The organism is Mesorhizobium sp. RIZ17, from assembly GCF_051127865.1.
Classification (GTDB): Bacteria; Pseudomonadota; Alphaproteobacteria; order Rhizobiales; family Rhizobiaceae; genus Mesorhizobium; species Mesorhizobium humile.
Window position 1 is genome coordinate 2,660,985 of the sequence record NZ_CP147861.1, and the last position, 18,415, is coordinate 2,679,399.

The following is an 18,415-nucleotide window of genomic DNA, read 5'->3' on the forward strand; positions in this document are numbered from 1 at the left end:
TGTATTGCATATAGCGCTACAGACCGCTAGATTGCCGGCAAGGAGACAGTTATGGCCGCCCCGGTCGAACGCAAGGAATACCCGATCTCGATGCGCCTGCCGGAAGCGGACGTTGCGATGATCGATCGTGCCGCAACCCTGCGCGGCCGGTCCCGCACGGATTTCGTGCGCGACGCCGCCGTGCGCGCGGCCGAGGATGTGCTGATGGACAACCGTCTTGTCCGCATGAGCCCGGAAGGGTTCGCGGAGTTCATGGAGGTCCTGTCGGCTCCGGCCGCTCCCGTTCCCGACATGGTGGAACTGGCAAAGCGGCCCGCCCCCTGGGAAGCTGGTTACACGACGAAGCGCTGACCGGTGGCCTTATCGGCTCCCGAACCGCTTACGGCACTTCACGACGTGTCCGGATTTTCCTGTGGGAAGCCTGCGCTCGATCACTGGCTGAAAACCCGCGCACTTTCCAATCAGGAGAAGGGCTTTACGGCCGTTCTCGTTGTCCAGGAAGCCGGCCGGGTGGTTGGATACTATGGTTTGGCGCCGACGGCCGTTGTGCCGTCGATCCTGCCCCGGTCGATCCGCACGGGGCAACCGCCCGACCCGGTGCCGTGCCTGCTCCTCGGCCAACTTGCGACCGATACCGGTTGGGCCGGGCGCGGCATCGGCACAGGCCTGGTAAAGCATGCCCTTCAGCGCTGCGCTCAGGCGGCGGAACTGATCGGAGGGCGCGCGTTGATGGTCAATGCCGTCGACGCCGAAGCGGCGCAGTTCTGGCAGCGCCGGGGGTTTCTCCCGACGAGGGACGATCCGCTCATCTTATTTCGCTCGATCGCGGCAATCGCCGCCTCGCTGGCGGAGGCCCAGAGATAAGGTAGGGCGCCGCCATTGGCGAAGTGGTGACGGTCGGGCTTCCATTGTGAGGCTAGAAGCGGCCGATCCTGTCGAAAGCGGCCGGATCGATGCCAGGCTTCTTCAGGTCGCTGCGGCGCGGCTTGCGGCCAGCCTCGAGCGCCCGCGCCGCGGCTGCCGCGCTGCCGAATGTGTTGAAGAAATCGCCTATGACGAAAAACAATCCACGGTCCATATGATCAGCTTCGCGCGCCACCGCGCGCGTCCCTTTTTTTTCATGCAGCATAAATGGTGACGACACGTCGATTAGCCAAAGGGCTGCATGGCCGCCATGCGCGGCGCGCAACGCAGCCCAAGCGGGTTCTTGACGAACCAATTTGGTTCTAGCACATTCATAGTGAACCAGAATGGAGACAGGATAATGAGCGCCTTCACCGTGCGGCTTCCTGATGAGACTGTGGCCAAGCTCGACCAACTGGCCGAAAAGGTGGATCGCTCTCGTTCCTACGTCGCGGCTCAAGCGATCGAAGACTATGTCGCGAGGGAAGAATGGCAACTTGCCGAGATCGAGGCTGGCCTTGACGAAGCCGATCGAGGAGAATTTGCGAGTGAGAAGGATCTGGCAGGCGTCATAGCGAAATACGTCAAGCCGGCTTCTGAACGATGAAGCGGATCCGCTGGACCCAACGCGCCGTGCGCCGTCTCGACCAGATTGGCGCATTCGTCGAAAAGGACAATCCAGCCGCCGCGGAACGGGTCATTGCCCGTATCGTTTCCTCTGCGGACAATCTCGCCGAGCAACCCGCCATGGGGCGCGTCGGGCGGGTGAAAGGGACACGAGAGCTGGTCCTGGCTGATATCCCATACATAATTCCCTACCGCGTTGTCGGCGGCGAGATCGAGATACTCACCGTGATGCATGCGGCCCAGCGATGGCCGCGCCAGTTGTAGACACCGCCGCGAGCCTTTGCCTGAAGGCTTGAAACGCCGCCGGCAATCGTCTATATCAACCTCAAATTCTTGGTCTGTATGACGAAGAGTGGGTCCACCCGGTCCCGCTCTTTTTTATTACTTGCCGGCCGGAAACGCAAGAAAGCGACAGGGATCTGATGACTGCAGCGGCAAGCGAGGCCGACGACCGTATCATCCGCGAAAGCGGCATCGATGCGCGCATTGCGCTGATCGTGCAGCCGGTGCTCAAGGCCATCGGCTTCCGTCTCGTGCGCGTGCAACTGACCGGTCAGAACGGGCTGACGCTGCAGATCATGGCCGAACGCGAAGACGGCACCATGACCGTCGAGGATTGCGAAGAGGTCAGCCGCGCGGTGTCGCCGGCGCTCGATGTCGATGATCCGATCGAAAAGGCGTATCATCTCGAAGTATCGTCGCCCGGCATCGACCGGCCGCTGGTGCGCAAGTCGGATTTCACCACCTGGACCGGCCATCTGGTCAAGCTGGAGACATCGGTTCTTGTCAGCGACCGCAAGCGCTTCAAGGGCAAGATCGCCGAGGCGGATGCCGACGGCATCCTTGTCGAGCGCGACAAGGCGGCCTATGGCGAGGAGCCGACGGTGCGCGTGCCTTTTGACGCGATCGCCGAAGCCCGGCTGGTGCTGACCGACGATCTCATCCGCGATGCCCTGTCGAAGGACAACCGGGCGCGCAAGGAAGCCAGGAAGCGCCGCGGCGAAGCGGAAGACGCCGCCGACGGCGAGGAAAACGAAACCGAACAGGAAAGTTGATTGAGCAGCCGGGCCGTATGCCCGGCGCGAAATCGGGAGAAAGACAATGGTTGTAAGCGCCAACAGGCTTGAACTGCTGCAGATCGCCGACGCGGTCGCGCGTGAAAAGTCGATCGACAAGTCGATCGTCATCGCCGCCATGGCAGATGCGATCCAGAAGGCGGCGCGCTCTCGTTACGGCCAGGAGACCAACATCCGCGCCGACATCAACCCGAACACCGGCGAGATGAAGCTGCAGCGGCTGATGGAAGTGGTCGAGAAGGTCGATGACTACGCGACGCAGATCGCGCTTTCCACGGCGCGCGAGCGCAACCCCGACGCCCAGCTCGGCGACTTCATCGCCGAGCAGCTGCCGCCCATGGATTTCGGCCGCATCGCCGCTCAGTCGGCAAAGCAGGTCATCGTGCAGAAGGTGCGCGAGGCCGAGCGCGATCGCCAGTATGACGAGTACAAGGATCGCATCGGCGAGATCGTCAACGGCACCGTCAAGCGCGTCGAATACGGCAATGTCATCGTCGATCTCGGCCGTGGCGAGGCGATCATCCGCCGCGACGAGTTGATCCCGCGCGAGAACTACAAATATGGCGACCGCGTGCGGGCCTATGTCTATGACGTGCGCCGCGAGCAGCGCGGCCCGCAAATCTTCCTGTCGCGCACGCATCCGCAGTTCATGGCCAAGCTCTTCACCATGGAAGTGCCCGAAATCTATGACGGCATCATCGAGATCAAGTCGGTAGCTCGCGATCCGGGCTCGCGCGCCAAGATCGCCGTGATCTCGCGCGATTCCTCGATCGATCCGGTCGGCGCCTGCGTCGGCATGCGCGGTAGCCGTGTCCAGGCGGTTGTCGGCGAGCTGCAGGGCGAGAAGATCGACATCATTCCGTGGTCGCCCTCGGCTGCTTCCTTCATCGTCAACGCACTGCAGCCGGCCGAAGTCGCCAAGGTGGTGCTCGACGAGGATGCCGAGCGCATCGAAGTGGTGGTGCCGGACGACCAGCTGTCGCTGGCCATCGGCCGCCGCGGCCAGAATGTGCGCCTGGCATCGCAGCTCACCGGTTGGGATATCGACATCCTGACCGAGCAGGAGGAGAGCGAGCGTCGCCAGAAGGAATTCGTAGAGCGTTCGGCGCTGTTCATGGAAGCCCTCGACGTCGACGAGATGGTCGGCCAGGTGCTTGCCTCCGAAGGCTTCACCAGCGTCGAGGAAGTCGCCTATGTCGACTCGGGCGAAATCTCCTCGATCGACGGCTTCGACGAGGACACCGCTTCGGAAATCCAGACACGCGCCCGCGAATATCTGGAGAAGATCGAGGCCGAGCATGACGAAAAGCGCAAGGCGCTGGGCGTCAAGGACGAGTTGCGCGAGATCCCCGGCGTCACCACCGCCATGATGGTGACGCTCGGCGAGGACGGCGTGAAGACGATCGAGGACTTCGCCGGCTATGCCGCCGACGACCTGACCGGCTGGAAGGAACGCAAGGACGGCGAGACCAAGGTCTATCCGGGCGTGCTCGCCAGTCACGGCGTCTCGCGCGCCGATGCCGAGCAGATGGTTCTGGCAGCCCGCCTCAAGGCTGGCTGGATCAGCGAAGACGAGCTTGCAGCCGAACAAGTCGCGGCTGACGAAGCTGTTGGTGCGTGAGGTGAAACCGCATCGCACACAACCCGCCCCAGGACGAGATGAACGATCGCACTTGCATCGTTACGCGCAGGCAGGCCGAAGCGGATGAGCTGATCCGCTTCGTCGTCGGCCCGGATTCGGCCGTCGTTCCGGACATCAAGAGAAATCTGCCCGGCCGCGGTTGCTGGGTCACCGCCGATCGCCTACATATCGAGAAGGCAGCGGCCAAGAACCTGTTTGCCCGTGCTTTCAAGGCGCAGGTGACCGTTCCCGCCGATATCGGCGGCATGGTCGACGGGCTGCTCTCCAGATCCGCTCTGGGCATGCTTGGCCTTGCTCGCAAGGCCGGCGCCGTCGTTCTTGGCGCCGCCAAGGTCGAGGGCGCGGTGCGCGACGGTCAGGCGCTGCTGGTGCTGCACGCCACCGAGGCTTCGAACGACGGTGTCCGCAAGATCAGTCAGGCGCGGCGGGCAACCGTCCATCTCGGCGGCCCCGCCATCCTTGCCTACAAACTTTTCCCCGAGGCCGAGTTGAGCTTGGCATTGGGGGGTACAAATGTGATACATGCTGCCGTCCTCGCGCAGGACGCGGGACTGGCGGTTGAGAAGCGCGTTGTTGCGCTCGACCGATATCGGGGCGGTACCCCGAACGATCTGGCAATGCTTGCGGCCGTTGCTGACGAAGATGATGCCGCAGAGGATATGGAATGAGCGATACGAAATCGGGCGACGACAAGACGTTGAGCGTGACGCCGAAGAAGACCTTGACGCTGAAGCGTCCCGGTACCGAGCAGGGTACCGTGCGCCAGAATTTCTCGCATGGCCGCACCAAGCAGGTCCAGGTCGAGATCAAGAAGCGCAAGTTCTCGATGCCTGGCGACAAGCCGGAGCCGGTGGCTGCGTCCGTCTTCACGCCGAAGCCCGCCGCTGCCGCCCCTGTTGCCGCCGCGCCTGTCGTGCAGGAAGCGCCCAAGGCGCCGCCCCCGCCGCCGGAGCGTTCCGGCATGGTCCTGAACGAACTCTCGCGCGGCGAGATGGAAGCGCGTCGCAAGGCGCTGGAAGGTTCCAAGGTCCGCGAGGCCGAGGATCGCCAGCGCGCTCAGGAAGATGCCAAGCGCCGCGCCGAGGAAGAAGAACGCCGCAAGCGCGAGCGTGACGAATCCGCGCGCCGTCAGGCCGAGGAGGAGGCACGCCTGCAGACGGAGGCCGAGGCCCGCCGGCGCGCCGAGGAAGAGGCTCGCCGCCGCGCGCCGCTGGCGGCGGATGTCGCCACGGCTGACGACGAGGAGGAGGCCAAGCCGCGGCGTACAGGTACCGGTGCCGGTGCGAGTGCGCCGCCGCGCCGTCTTGCGACGCCGGAAGTGGCGCGGCCGGCCAAGCCGACCAAGGGCGAGGAAGATCGCCGCCGCGGTAAGCTGACGCTGAACTCGGCGCTGTCGGATGACGACGCGCGCGCCCGCTCGCTGTCGTCGATGCGTCGCCGCCAGGAAAAATTCAAACGCGCGATGCATAACGAGCCGCGCGAGAAAGTCATGCGCGAAGTGATCCTGCCCGAAACCATCACCATCCAGGAACTGGCGCAGCGCATGTCCGAGCGCGCCGTGGACGTGGTCAAGTTCTTCATGAAGCAGGGCCAGATCCTGAAGCCGGGCGACGTCATCGACGCCGACACGGCCGAGCTGGTCGCCTCTGAATTCGGCCACACGGTCCGCCGCGTCGCCGAGTCCGACATCGAGGAAGGCCTGTTCAACATCGCCGACCGCGCGGAAGACCTTGTGTCGCGTCCGCCGGTCGTGACCATCATGGGCCATGTCGATCACGGCAAGACCTCGCTGCTCGACGCCATCCGCAACGCCAATGTCGTCTCCGGCGAGGCCGGCGGCATCACCCAGCATATCGGTGCCTACCAGATCGAGAAGAACGGTCAGAAGATCACCTTCATCGACACGCCCGGCCACGCCGCCTTCACGGCCATGCGCGCCCGTGGCGCGCAGGTCACCGACATTGCCGTGCTGGTGGTGGCGGCCGACGACAGCGTGATGCCGCAGACGATCGAATCGATAAGTCACGCCAAGGCGGCCGGCGTGCCGATCATCGTGGCCATCAACAAGATCGACAAGCGTGACGCCGACCCGCAGAAGGTGCGGACCGAACTGCTGCGCCACGAAGTGTTCGTGGAATCGATGGGCGGTGAGGTGCTGGACGTCGAGGTTTCGGCGACCAAGGGCACCAATCTCGACAAGCTGCTGGAAGCGATCCTGCTGCAGGCCGAAGTCCTCGACCTCAAGGCCAATCCCGATCGCACCGCCGAAGGCGCGGTCATCGAGGCGCAGTTGGACAAGGGACGCGGGCCTGTCGCCACCGTGCTGGTGCAGACCGGCACGCTGATGCCGGGCGACATCATCGTCGCCGGCAACGAGTGGGGCCGTGTGCGCGCGCTCGTCAACGATCGCGGCGAGCATGTGCCGGAAGCGCCGCCGGCGATGCCGGTCGAGGTGCTTGGCCTCCAGGGCACGCCGCAGGCCGGCGACCGTTTCGCCGTCGTCAACAACGAGGCGCGCGCCCGCGAGATCACCGAATACCGCCAGCGCCTGGCGCGCGACAAGGCTGTGGCCAGGCATGCCGGCCAGCGCGGCTCGCTTGAGCAGATGATGTCGCAGTTGCAGACGAGCGGGCTGAAGGAATTCCCGCTGGTCATCAAGGGCGACGTGCAGGGTTCGATCGAGGCGATCAATGCCGCCCTTGAAAAGCTCGGCAATGACGAGGTGCGTGCGCGCATCGTCCATGCCGGTGCCGGCGGCATCACCGAAAGCGATGTTTCGCTCGCCGAGACGTCCGGAGCGGCGATCATCGGCTTCAACGTCCGCGCCAATGCGCAGGCGCGTGCGGCCGCGGCCGCTGCCGGTATCGAGATCCGCTACTACTCGATCATCTACAATCTCGTCGATGACGTGAAGGCGGCACTTTCCGGCATGCTTTCGCCGGAGCGGCGCGAGACCTTCATCGGCAATGCCGAGATCCTCGAGATCTTCGATATCTCGAAGGTCGGCAAGATCGCCGGCTGCCGTGTCACCGAAGGCAAGGTCGAGCGTGGCGCGGGCGTGCGCCTGATCCGCGACAACGTCGTGATCCACGAAGGCACGCTGAAGACGCTGAAGCGCTTCAAGGACGAGGTTGCGGAAGTGCCGGGCGGCCAGGAGTGCGGCATGGCCTTCCAGAACTACGAGGACATGCGCGTCGGCGACGTCATCGAGTGCTTCCGCATCGAGATGGTAACCAGAACGCTCTAATTCAGCTATACTTGCCGGATAATAACGGGCGGCGGCCGAAAGGCTGCCGCCCAGACCCCTTACGCATGTTGAGACATGTGGCGTGGTCCCATCCCGCGCTTCACGATTTCAGGACCCAGAAAAAATGCCCCGTTCGACCACATCAGGCCCTTCGCAGCGCATGCTGCGCGTCGGCGAGCAGGTGCGCCATGCTCTGTCCGAGACCTTGCAGCGCGGCGAGATCATCGATCCGGTGATCGAGAACTGCGTCGTTTCGGTTTCCGAGGTGCGCATGTCGCCCGACCTCAAGATCGCCACCGCCTTCGTCTCGCCGCTCGGCGCGGGCGACGATGGCGCTGTGGTCGAGGCGCTCAACAAGCATGCGAAGTTCATCCGCGGCCGTGTTTCCGGCGCGCTCAGGCAGATGAAGTACATGCCGGAGTTTCGCTTCCGGCTCGATACGTCCTTCGACAATTTCGCGAAGATCAACGAACTGCTGAAATCGCCCGAAGTCGCGCGCGATCTCGGCGACGGCAAGAACAACGACAAGGACGAGGAATAGGTGGCGCGTCGCGGCAAGAAGAAGGGCCGGCCGGTTTCCGGTTGGGTGGTGCTGGACAAGCCAGTCGGCATGGGTTCGACCGAAGCGGTCTCCAAGATCAAATGGCTGTTCCAGGCAGAGAAGGCCGGCCATGCCGGCACGCTCGATCCGCTGGCCTCCGGCATGCTGCCGATCGCGCTCGGCGAGGCGACCAAGACCGTTCCTTATGTGCAGGACGGCGCCAAGGTTTACCGCTTCACCGTCGCCTGGGGCGAGGAGCGCTCGACCGACGACCTCGAAGGCCCCGTGACCAACAGCTCCGACCGGCGCCCGGCCGAGGCGGAGGTGAGGGCGCTCTTGCCGAAATACACCGGCGTCATCATGCAGACGCCGCCGCAATTCTCGGCCATCAAGATCGCCGGCGAGCGTGCCTATGATCTTGCCCGTGAAGGCGAGACGGTCGATATCCCGGCGCGCGAGATCGAGATCGGCCGCCTCGACATCGTCGAGCACGGTGCCGACAAGACCGTCTTCGAGATCGAATGCGGCAAGGGCACCTATGTGCGCTCGCTGGCCCGCGACATGGGTCGCGACCTCGGTTGCTTCGGCCATATAGCCGAATTGCGCCGCGTCGAGGTCGAGCCGTTCACCCCGGAGGATTTCGTCACGGTTGCCGAGCTGGAAGCGGCCCGCTTTGGCGACAAGGAGGAGCCGAATACGGACGAAGCCGAGGCGCCGATCGATTTCAGCGCCATCGACGCGCTGCTGGTCGAAACGGCGGCGGCGCTCGACTGCCTGCCGCAGGTTGCGGTCAGCGACGATGCGGCGACGAAGATCCGGCTCGGCAATCCCGTCATCATTCGCGGCCGCGATGCGCCGGTCGAGGCTGAGGAGGCCTGCGCCACCGCCCGCGGCAAGCTCGTCGCCATCGGCGCCATCGAGCAGGGCATGTTCAAGCCCAAGCGGGTCTTTGTCGGGTGAATCCCGTCTGGAGCAATTCCAGGACAAATGTGAGCGGTCAGGTTCGGCGCCTCCGCCGTAACTTTCCGCCCGGAATTGCGTCAAAACAAAGAGATAGGGCGTTTCGCCGTGAAACGTCGAAACGCCCTGGTGCATGTCGCCCAAAAGTGCGCAGCGGTTTGGGAGAACGACATGCATCAACACAAAGACTTGAAGCGCGTCGACTGAATCCGTTTCAGCGCGACGCGCTTAAGTGGTTGTTATTTACACAATTCCGGACGGAAAACCGCTGCGCACTTTTCTTGGAATTGCTCTAATCTCGGCCGAACGCTGAGTCCCGAGGATATCTCATGGCCAAGGCTGATGCAGGCAAGAAGCGGGCATCGCTGAAAACCCGCAGGCCACCGGTCGGGGCGTCGCCCGGCACGCTTATCGCCGATCCGGCGGCGCGGCGCAGCGAGCTTCGGCTGACACTGATCTCGCCGCAAAAATACAAGACCATCGACAATGCCTCGATCGACGATCTCAACGCCCATTGCGAGAAATGGCCCGTCGTCTGGCTGGACTGCACGGGGCTTGCCAACATCCCGCTGATCGAGGAGATCGGCCGCATCTTCAATTTGCATCCGCTGGCGCTGGAGGATGTCGTCAACACCGGACAGCGGCCCAAAGTGGATTTCTTCGAGGATCATGCCTTCGTCGTTATGCGCATGATCGACGATGTCACCTCGCACCGCTACGAGCAGATCGCGCTGTTCTTCGGCGGCAATTTCGTCGTCACCTTCCAGGAGCGCGAGGGCGACCCGTTCGATCCGGTGCGCAAGCGCATCGCCAGCGCGATGCCCAACCGCCTTCGCTCGCGCGGCGCCGACTATCTCGCCTATGCGCTGATCGATGCCATCGTCGACAGCTATTTCCCGCCGATTGAGGCGGCGAGCGAATTGGTCGACGGCATCGAGGACGAGATGCTGAACAAGCCGCACAAGGATCAGATGCGGCAGCTGCATGAATTGCGGCGCGACGCCGGCGTGCTGAAGGGCGTGCTGTGGCCGATGCGTGATACGTTGGCGACGTTGATCCGCAACGACGTGACCTTCGTGAAGGCGGAGACCAAGATCTTCTTCAACGACACGCTCGATCATTCGCTGCGCCTGATCGAGCTGGTCGAGAACCAGCGCGACATGCTCACCGGCCTGATCGAGATGCATGTCTCGCTGACCCAGGCCCGCACCAACGATGTCATTTCCTATCTGACGATCGTCTCGGTGATCTTCATGCCGCTGACCTTTCTGGTCGGCGTCTGGGGGATGAATTTCGATCCGGGAAGCTCGCCCTGGAACATGCCGGAGCTGAAAGCCTATTACGGTTATCCGGCGGCAATTCTGTTCATGGCGGTTGTCGCTGTCGGGCTGATCCTCTTCTTCAAATGGAAGAAGTGGCTCTAATGCATGTCGCCCGGAAGTGTGCAGCGGTTCTGGGACAACGACATGCATCAAAACAAAGACTTAAAGCGCGTCGCCTGAATCCGGTTCAGCGCGACGCGCTTTAGCCGCTGAACCCTTTGTTTTCACGGCAAGACCTGCGACAAGCCGGCTTGACATTTGGGCTGGCGTTTTTTCCGGAATTGCACTATATGCGCCGCAGCTTCGCGCCCTGACGCGTCGCTTGCACTGGCCTCTGCTGGACGACATCCCGGCTGTGGGCGTCCCGTTTCCTCCAACAGATAAGGAAAAACACGATGTCGATCACTGCCGATCGCAAGAAGGAATTGATGACTGAATTCGCGACCGCCAAGGGCGATACCGGATCTCCGGAAGTCCAGGTTGCCATCCTTTCCGAGCGCATCAAGAACCTGACCGAGCACTTCAAGGACCACAAGAAGGATAACCATTCCCGCCGTGGTCTGCTTGCTCTGGTCTCGCAGCGCCGCAGCCTGCTTGACTATCTCAAGCGCAAGGATGACGCGCGCTATCAGACGCTGATCGACAAGCTCGGTCTCCGTCGCTGACGAATTGACCGGCGGGCTCTCGAAGGGGGCCCGCCGGTCGCACATTGGCGCATCGGATGGTCCGGTGCGATAATGCCGGAGCGTGACGCGCTCCTGAAATTCGCATTCGCGCAGGGCGCGTTCCGGAAACAGCCGTTTCCGGCGTCATGCGCAAAGCCGGCCGATCAGTCGGCCAAACACGGTTCCGGACGCGCAGAGGGCCATTCGGAACCGCCCCATGGACGGTCATGGGGCAGGATTGCAGGATGCTCGCTCGGCTGAGGCCGGACTTATCGAGCTTCCCGTTGTCTTGCCCGTGGCTGCCCGACAAGGAAGCCAGGGAAGGGACATCCGCGAACCGTGAGACGGCGCGGCCCTTTCCGCATACGAAGGACAAGACATGTTCAATCAACACAAAGTGGAAATCGAATGGGGCGGCCGTCCGCTCATCCTCGAAACGGGCAAGATCGCACGCCAGGCTGACGGCGCGGTGCTTGCCACCTATGGCGAGACCGTCGTTCTCGCCACCGTCGTCTCGATGAAGGAGCCGAAGCCCGGCCTCGATTTCTTCCCGCTGACCGTCAACTACCAGGAAAAGACCTACGCCGCCGGCAAGATCCCGGGCGGCTACTTCAAGCGCGAGGGCCGTCCGAGCGAAAAGGAAACGCTGGTTTCCCGCCTGATCGACCGTCCGATCCGCCCGCTTTTCGCCGACGGCTACAAGAACGACACCCAGATCGTCGTCACCGTCGTCCAGCATGATCTCGAGAACGATCCGGACATCCTGTCGATCGTCGCCACCTCCGCCGCGCTCACGCTTTCGGGCGTGCCCTTCATGGGCCCGATCGGCGGCGCCCGCGTCGGCTACATCAACGGCGAATATGTGCTCAACCCGCATATCGACGAAATGCAGGAATCCAAGCTCGACCTCGTCGTCGCCGGCACCGCCGACGCCGTGCTGATGGTCGAATCCGAGGCCAAGGAACTCTCCGAGGACCTGATGCTCGGCGCCGTCGTGTTCGGCCACAAGAGCTTCCAGCCGGTGATCGAGGCGATCATCAAGCTGGCCGAGGTCGCCGCCAAGGAGCCGCGCGACTTCACCGCGCCGGATTATTCCGCGCTCGAAGCCGAGATGCTGAAGATCGTCGGCGACGAGCTCCGCGAGGCCTACAAGATCACCGACAAGCAGAAGCGCTACGCCGCCGTCGACGCCGTCAAGGCGAAGGTCAAGGCCGCGTTCGCGCCGGCCGAAGGCGAAGAGGCCAAATACACCTCCGAGCAGATCGGCTCGGTGTTCAAGGAGCTCCAGGCCAAGGTCGTGCGCTGGAACATCCTCGACACCGGCTCGCGCATCGATGGCCGCGACCTGAAGACGGTCCGCAAGATCGTCTCCGAAGTCGGCGTCCTGGCGCGCACCCATGGTTCGGCGCTGTTCACCCGCGGCGAAACCCAGGCGCTGGTCGTTGCCACGCTCGGCACCGGCGAGGACGAGCAGTATGTCGATTCGCTGACCGGCATGTACAAGGAGAAGTTCCTCCTTCACTACAACTTCCCGCCCTACTCGGTGGGTGAGACCGGCCGCATGGGCTCGCCCGGCCGCCGCGAGATCGGTCACGGCAAGCTCGCCTGGCGCGCCATCCGCCCGATGCTGCCGAGCGCGGACCAGTTCCCCTACACGCTGCGCGTCGTTTCGGAGATCACCGAGTCCAACGGCTCGTCCTCGATGGCGACCGTCTGCGGCACCTCGCTGGCGCTGATGGATGCCGGCGTGCCGCTGGCAAAGCCGGTTGCCGGCATCGCCATGGGCCTGATCAAGGAAGGCGAGCGCTTCGCGGTGCTCTCCGACATCCTCGGTGACGAGGACCATCTCGGCGACATGGACTTCAAGGTCGCCGGCACCGCCAACGGCGTCACCTCGCTGCAGATGGACATCAAGATCGACGGCATCACCGAGGAGATCATGGGCATCGCGCTTGCCCAGGCCAAGGACGGCCGCCTGCATATCCTGGGCGAGATGGCGCATGCGCTCTCCGGCGCCCGTGCCGAGCTCGGCGAGTTCGCGCCGCGCATCGAGGTCATGCATATTCCGACCGACAAGATCCGCGACGTCATCGGCTCGGGCGGCAAGGTGATCCGCGAGATCGTCGAGAAGACCGGCGCCAAGATCAACATCGAGGACGACGGTACGGTCAAGATCGCTTCGGCCAACGCCAAGGAGATCGAGGCGGCGAAGAAGTGGATCCACACCATCGTCGCCGAGCCGGAAGTCGGCGAGATCTATGAAGGCACCGTCGTCAAGACGGCCGACTTCGGCGCGTTTGTCAACTTCTTCGGTCCGCGCGACGGTCTCGTCCACATCTCGCAGCTCGCCAATGAGCGCGTCGCCAAGACCTCCGACGTCGTCAAGGAAGGCGACAAGGTTTGGGTCAAGCTGATGGGCTTCGACGAGCGCGGCAAGGTTCGCCTGTCGATGAAGGTCGTCGACCAGGCGACCGGCAAGGAAATCGCCCAGGACAAGAAGAAGTCGGACGGCGAGGAAGACGCCGCCTGATAGACCTGAACGGGTAATCCATGACGGGCGCGCCGCAAGGTCGCGCCCGTTTTGTTTGAAGGACTATGCGAATGGCCGCCGAGCCGCTGAAGACGCTTTTCTACCCGTTCGCGGCCGAGGCGCTGCCTCTGCCGCGAAAGGATGCTCGCGTCCTGTTTCTCGGCGCCGAGCCCGGCTTCCGCTTGCCTGCCGGCTTCGAGGCGGCGCTGCATATCGTGCAAGGCTTTCGGCCGCATTTTCGAACGCTGCGGGCGTCAGGCTACGCCGTCACGCCGCGCTCTGAGGGTGCCGGCTTCGACATGGCGTTGGTGCTTGCGGGCCGTCATCGTGGACAAAATGAGTTGCGCATCGCCGAGGCGATAGAACGCACCGTGCCAGGCGGGCTGATCGCGGTCGCGGGTGGCAAGGAGGACGGTATCGACAGCCTGCGCAAGCGGATCGACGCGCTGGCGCCGCTCGAAGGCCATCTGCCGAAGCATCACGGCGTTGCCTTCTGGTTCCGCCGGACCGGCACGGAGGCGGCTGCGACGCTGCGCGCCGGCAATCCCGATCTTGTCGTTGAAGGCGGCTTCAAGACCAAGCCCGGCATGTTTTCCTTTGATCGTGTCGACGCCGGTTCAAAATTGCTTGCCGCAAGCCTGCCCGGCGACCTCAGGGGCAGCATCGCCGACTTCTGCGCCGGCTGGGGCTATCTGGCGGCCGACGTTCTGCAGCGCTCGCAGGGCCTCGTTGCCCTTGATCTCTACGAAGCCGATTTCGAGGCCCTGGAGGCAGCCAGGCTGAACGTCCATGGCGCCATCGAGCCCCGCTTCTTCTGGATCGATCTGCTCACCGAGGCGGTCGAACGGCGCTACGACGCAATCGTCATGAACCCGCCCTTCCACCGCAGCCGCGCCGCCGAGCCAGAAATTGGCGTCGGCATGATCCGTGCCGCGTCGAAGGCGCTGAAGCCGGGCGGGCGCCTGTTCATGGTCGCCAACCGCCAGCTTCCTTACGAAGAGGTATTGGCTGCCGCTTTCGCTAGCCATGCCGAGTTGGCCCGTGACGGCATGTTCAAGGTGTTTTCGGCACGCCGCTAAAGCTTGTTCTATTGAATGCTGACGATGCGGGCGGGCTCGTTCCTGCCGAAGGCGGGCCGCGCTTCGCCGAGTTCGACCTTGAGCGGCGCCGGCCGGCCGAACAGATAGCCCTGCACCACCTCGCAGCCGGCCGCTCGGAGCAGGGTGGCCTGGTTCTCGGTCTCCACGCCTTCGGCGATGATGCCGACGCCCAGCGCCCGTGACAGGCCGACAATGGTCGAAACGATCGCGCCGGAGCTGGAGTCGGTGTCGATGCGGCTGACGAAGGAACGGTCGATCTTCAGCTTGCCGAAGGAGAAATCGATCAGGTAGCTCAAATTGGAATAGCCCGTGCCGAAATCGTCGACGGCCACGGAGATGCCCATCTCGGCAAGCTGCTCCAGGATCGCTGCGGCGCGGTCGCGGTCCTGCATCATCGCCGTTTCGGTGACCTCGAGCTCCAGCCGGGACGGCTTGATGCCGGTCGATGCCATCACTTCCCGCACGATGCCGACGAAATCCCTGGTCATGAACTGGACCGGCGAGATGTTGACGGCGACGAAGCAGTCCTCCGGCAGGTAGCGGGCGTCGCTGCAGGCCTTGCGCAGCACCCACTCGCCGATCGGATTGATCATGCCGGTTTCCTCGGCGATCGGGATGAATTCCATCGGCGGGATCATGCCGCGCTCCGGATGCTTCCAGCGGATCAGCGCCTCATAGCCGACGATGCGGCCGCTCGGCAGGTTGAGCTGCGGCTGATAGTGAAGACTGAAATCGCCGCGGTCGAAGGCGGTCTTCAGCTCGGATTCGATCCACTGCCGGTAGTCCGCCACCCGGCCCATGTCGGCGTGGAAGACAGACCAGTTGCCGACGCCGCTGGCGCGCGCGTTCTGCAGCGCCAGGTTCGAACGGCGCAGGATGAGCACCGGGTCGACGCCGTCCTTCGGCATCGCCACGATGCCGACCGACAGGCTGACCGATTGCAGATGGCTCTGCAGCGGATAGGGCTCCATCATCTCGTTGATGAGCTTCTCGATGAGCCGCTCGATCGAACCCCTGATGTCGCGATCCGGCAAAAGCACGCTGAATTCGCCGGCGCCGATGCGCCCGATCACCGCGTTCTTCGGCATGTTCTCTTTCAACCTGCTGGTGAAGGCGCGGATCAGTTCGTCACCCTGGCTGTAGCCGATGGCGTCGTTGATCTGCTTGAAGCGGTCGATATCGATGTCGATCAGGAACACCGGCTCGCCGGTTCGGATCGTCCCGGAGGCGGCCTCGGCTATCTTGCCAACCATGGCCTGGCGCGACAAAAGGCCGGTCAGCTTGTCGAAATGGGTTTCCTTGACGACATAGGCCACCGATTCATCGACGCCCGCGAAGAACGACAGCGCCGCACCGCCGGCGGCCAAGGCGCAGAGCGCGGCGATGACGCCGGCCATCGTTTCGGCCGGCATACCGGCCATGCCGTCGCCGAAGCCGAACCGCAGCCCCCATAGTCCAAGGATGAAACTGCCCATGCCCGAGCTGGCGATGGTGATCAGCCGGAACAGCGGAGTCCGTTTGGGATTGCTGACTGCAGGCATGCATTGTCCCTAGATTACGGGGCCTTATAGCGGATATCTCCTTAAAATGAGTTTCCGCCAATGCATCCAATTTTACTGGAGCGCTACTATCGCGACTGCAAACTATTCGCGCGTGCCGTCGTTCTGCTTCAGTTCCTCCAGTGCCGGCATCGAAACGATGTGATAGCCGGAATCGACATAGTGGATTTCACCGGTCACGCCCGACGACAGATCGGAGAGCAGGTAAAGTGCCGAGCCGCCGACTTCGTCGATGGTCACGGTCCGCCGCAAAGGCGAATTGCGCTGCTGGTAGGAGAACATGTGGCGGGCGTCGGACACGCCCGAGCCGGCCAGCGTCCGCACCGGCCCCGCCGAGATGCCGTTCACCCTGATGCCGCGCGGGCCGTAGTCGTTGGCAAGGTAGCGCACGCTGGCTTCCAGCCCGGCCTTGGCGACGCCCATGACGTTGTAGTTCGGCATCACCCTGACCGAGCCGGCATAGGTGAGCGTGATCATCGAGCCGCCATTGCCCATCAGCGCGGCGGCGTTGCGGGCGATCTCGGTGAAGGAATAGCAGGAGATCACCATGGTGCGCACGAAATTGTCGCGGCTGGTGTCGGCGTAAAGGCCCTTCAGCTCGTTCTTGTCCGAAAAGCCGATGGCGTGCACCACGAAATCCAGCCCGCCCCAGGCCTTGCCGAGGGTCTCGAAGGTCGCGGTGACCGAGGCGCTGTCCTCGACATCGCAGGGCACGATCAGCGAGGCCCCCACCTTCTCGGCAAGCGGCTTGACTCGCCGCCCGAAGGCGTCGCCCTGGTAGGTGAAAGCGAGCTCCGCCCCGTGTTCCGACAGCTTTTTGGCGATGCCCCAGGCAATCGAATGGTCGTTGGCGACACCCATGACAAGCCCGCGCTTGCCCTTCATCAACCCTTCCATGCCTGGCAATCCTTATGAAAAATGCTGGCGTTTATGCGGAATAGCGCTGGAAAATCAGCGTTGCGTTGGTGCCGCCGAAACCGAAGGAGTTGGAGAGCACGGTGTCGATCTTGGCGTTGTCGATACGCTTGCGCACGATCGGCATGCCCTCGAATTCCGGATCGAGCTCCTCGATATGGGCGCTCTCGCCGATGAAGCCGCCCTGCATCATCAGGATCGAATAGATCGATTCCTGCACGCCGGCCGCCCCCAGCGAATGGCCGGTAAGCGACTTGGTCGAGGTGATATAGGGCATCTTGTCGCCGAACACCTCGCGAATGGCGCCCATTTCCCTGGAATCGCCGACCGGCGTCGAAGTGCCGTGGGTGTTGATGTAGTCGACCGGCGAAGACACCGTGGCAAGCGCCTGGCGCATGCAGCGCATCGCGCCTTCGCCCGAAGGCGCAACCATGTCGTAGCCGTCGGAAGTAGCGCCGTAGCCGACGATCTCGGCATAGATCTTGGCGCCGCGCGCCTTGGCGTGTTCCAGCTCCTCCAGCACCAGCACGCCGGCGCCGCCGGCGATGACGAAGCCGTCGCGGTTGACGTCATAGGCGCGCGAGGCGGCCGAGGCATTGTCGTTGAATTTCGACGACATTGCGCCCATGGCGTCGAACAGGTCCGACATGGTCCAGTCGAGGTCCTCGTGGCCGCCGGCAAACATCACGTCCTGCTTGCCCCATTGGATGAGTTCATAGGCATTGCCTATGCAATGCGCGGAGGTCGAGCAGGCCGACGAGATCGAATAATTGACGCCGTGGATCTTGAACCATGTGGCCAGGGTGGCCGACGCCGTCGACGACATGGCTTTCGGCACGGCGAACGGGCCGATGCGCTTGGGGCTGTTGTTCTTGATCGTGGTTTCTGCCGCTTCGACGATGGTGCGGGTCGAAGGCCCGCCGGAACCCATCACGATGCCGGTCCGCTCATTGGTGACGTCGCTTTCGCCTAAGCCGGCATCGGCGATCGCCTGGTCCATGGCGACGTGGTTCCAGGCAGCGCCCTGGCTCAGGAAGCGCATGGCGCGGCGGTCGATCATCGGGGTCGGATCGAGCGTCGGCGCGCCCCAGACCTGGCAGCGGAAGCCGTGTTCGGCGAAGGAATTGGAAAAGCTGATGCCCGATTTGGCATCGTAAAGCGAGCTCTGCACCTCGTTGGCATTGTTGCCGATCGACGACACAATGCCGAGCCCTGTCACTACGACCCGTCTCATTCGCAACTCCTTCCGGCGTATTCGGGCGAAAAACCTAGCCGGTTTTCGCCCTTGATCCTACGCAAATAAACTGACTTGGCGTCCATTGGCTACG

The 18,415-nt window shown here is 63.4% G+C and carries 18 protein-coding genes; 14 read left to right on the plus strand and 4 right to left on the minus strand.

Annotation, left to right across the window (positions count from 1 at the left end):
* Positions 1-51 precede the first annotated feature (51 nt).
* Together WDX12_RS12980 and WDX12_RS12985 are read left to right on the plus strand one after the other, a co-directional pair.
* The gene (locus WDX12_RS12980; RefSeq protein WP_320297746.1) at positions 52-351 is read left to right on the plus strand and encodes a DUF1778 domain-containing protein; all 300 of its coding nucleotides are present in this window, start codon (positions 52-54) and stop codon (positions 349-351) included.
* A gap of 3 nt (positions 352-354) precedes the next feature.
* On the plus strand, positions 355-864 hold the full coding sequence (locus tag WDX12_RS12985) for a GNAT family N-acetyltransferase (RefSeq protein ID WP_434725136.1): 510 nt from the start codon (positions 355-357) through the stop codon (positions 862-864).
* Positions 865-916: 52 nt separating this feature from the next.
* Here WDX12_RS12985 and WDX12_RS12990 read toward each other — a convergent pair whose 3' ends face one another.
* Positions 917-1,189, minus strand: coding sequence for a hypothetical protein (locus WDX12_RS12990; protein WP_434725137.1), 273 nt, complete (start codon positions 1,187-1,189; stop codon positions 917-919).
* 72 nt (positions 1,190-1,261) lie between these two features.
* Here WDX12_RS12990 and WDX12_RS12995 point away from each other — a divergent pair, with 72 nt between their 5' ends.
* From WDX12_RS12995 to WDX12_RS13050, 12 genes are all read left to right on the plus strand, one after another.
* The gene (locus tag WDX12_RS12995) at positions 1,262-1,510 is read left to right on the plus strand and encodes a CopG family ribbon-helix-helix protein (protein ID WP_224666574.1); all 249 of its coding nucleotides are present in this window, start codon (positions 1,262-1,264) and stop codon (positions 1,508-1,510) included.
* Complete coding sequence (locus WDX12_RS13000; RefSeq protein ID WP_320297744.1) at positions 1,507-1,794, plus strand: type II toxin-antitoxin system RelE/ParE family toxin; 288 nt, start codon at positions 1,507-1,509, stop codon at positions 1,792-1,794. Before WDX12_RS12995 ends, WDX12_RS13000 begins: the two co-directional genes overlap by 4 nt.
* A 158-nt stretch (positions 1,795-1,952) precedes the next feature.
* Positions 1,953-2,585 (plus strand): ribosome maturation factor RimP, encoded by a 633-nt coding sequence (gene rimP / locus WDX12_RS13005; RefSeq protein WP_320297743.1) that lies wholly within the window; start codon positions 1,953-1,955, stop codon positions 2,583-2,585.
* Positions 2,586-2,631: 46 nt separating this feature from the next.
* Positions 2,632-4,227, plus strand: a complete 1,596-nt coding sequence (nusA, locus tag WDX12_RS13010) for a transcription termination factor NusA (RefSeq protein ID WP_320297742.1) — start codon at positions 2,632-2,634, stop codon at positions 4,225-4,227.
* Positions 4,228-4,265: 38 nt separating this feature from the next.
* Complete coding sequence (locus WDX12_RS13015; RefSeq protein WP_434725138.1) at positions 4,266-4,916, plus strand: RNA-binding protein; 651 nt, start codon at positions 4,266-4,268, stop codon at positions 4,914-4,916.
* Entirely contained in the window at positions 4,913-7,495 is a 2,583-nt protein-coding gene (gene infB, locus WDX12_RS13020) for a translation initiation factor IF-2 (protein WP_434725139.1), read from the plus strand. Before WDX12_RS13015 ends, infB begins: the two co-directional genes overlap by 4 nt.
* Positions 7,496-7,619: 124 nt before the next feature.
* A complete protein-coding gene (gene rbfA, locus WDX12_RS13025) occupies positions 7,620-8,036 on the plus strand; it encodes a 30S ribosome-binding factor RbfA (protein WP_320297739.1) in 417 nt (138 codons plus the stop codon).
* The gene (gene truB / locus WDX12_RS13030; RefSeq protein WP_434725140.1) at positions 8,037-8,996 is read left to right on the plus strand and encodes a tRNA pseudouridine(55) synthase TruB; all 960 of its coding nucleotides are present in this window, start codon (positions 8,037-8,039) and stop codon (positions 8,994-8,996) included.
* Between the two features lie 329 nt (positions 8,997-9,325).
* A complete protein-coding gene (gene corA, locus WDX12_RS13035) occupies positions 9,326-10,420 on the plus strand; it encodes a magnesium/cobalt transporter CorA (protein ID WP_320297737.1) in 1,095 nt (364 codons plus the stop codon).
* 293 nt (positions 10,421-10,713) lie between these two features.
* A complete protein-coding gene (rpsO, locus tag WDX12_RS13040) occupies positions 10,714-10,983 on the plus strand; it encodes a 30S ribosomal protein S15 (RefSeq protein ID WP_027165894.1) in 270 nt (89 codons plus the stop codon).
* A gap of 379 nt (positions 10,984-11,362) precedes the next feature.
* Positions 11,363-13,513, plus strand: coding sequence for a polyribonucleotide nucleotidyltransferase (gene pnp, locus WDX12_RS13045; protein ID WP_320297736.1), 2,151 nt, complete (start codon positions 11,363-11,365; stop codon positions 13,511-13,513).
* Positions 13,514-13,584: 71 nt separating this feature from the next.
* The gene (locus WDX12_RS13050) at positions 13,585-14,592 is read left to right on the plus strand and encodes a class I SAM-dependent methyltransferase (RefSeq protein WP_434725141.1); all 1,008 of its coding nucleotides are present in this window, start codon (positions 13,585-13,587) and stop codon (positions 14,590-14,592) included.
* Positions 14,593-14,600: 8 nt separating this feature from the next.
* Here WDX12_RS13050 and WDX12_RS13055 read toward each other — a convergent pair whose 3' ends face one another.
* From WDX12_RS13055 to fabB, 3 genes are all read right to left on the minus strand, one after another.
* Positions 14,601-16,154, minus strand: coding sequence for a putative bifunctional diguanylate cyclase/phosphodiesterase (locus WDX12_RS13055; protein WP_320297734.1), 1,554 nt, complete (start codon positions 16,152-16,154; stop codon positions 14,601-14,603).
* 102 nt (positions 16,155-16,256) lie between these two features.
* Positions 16,257-17,069: an enoyl-ACP reductase FabI gene (fabI, locus tag WDX12_RS13060; RefSeq protein ID WP_095765954.1), complete on the minus strand. Its 813-nt coding sequence runs from the start codon at positions 17,067-17,069 to the stop codon at positions 16,257-16,259.
* Positions 17,070-17,100: 31 nt separating this feature from the next.
* Entirely contained in the window at positions 17,101-18,321 is a 1,221-nt protein-coding gene (gene fabB, locus WDX12_RS13065) for a beta-ketoacyl-ACP synthase I (protein WP_320297733.1), read from the minus strand.
* Positions 18,322-18,415: the final 94 nt, after the last annotated feature.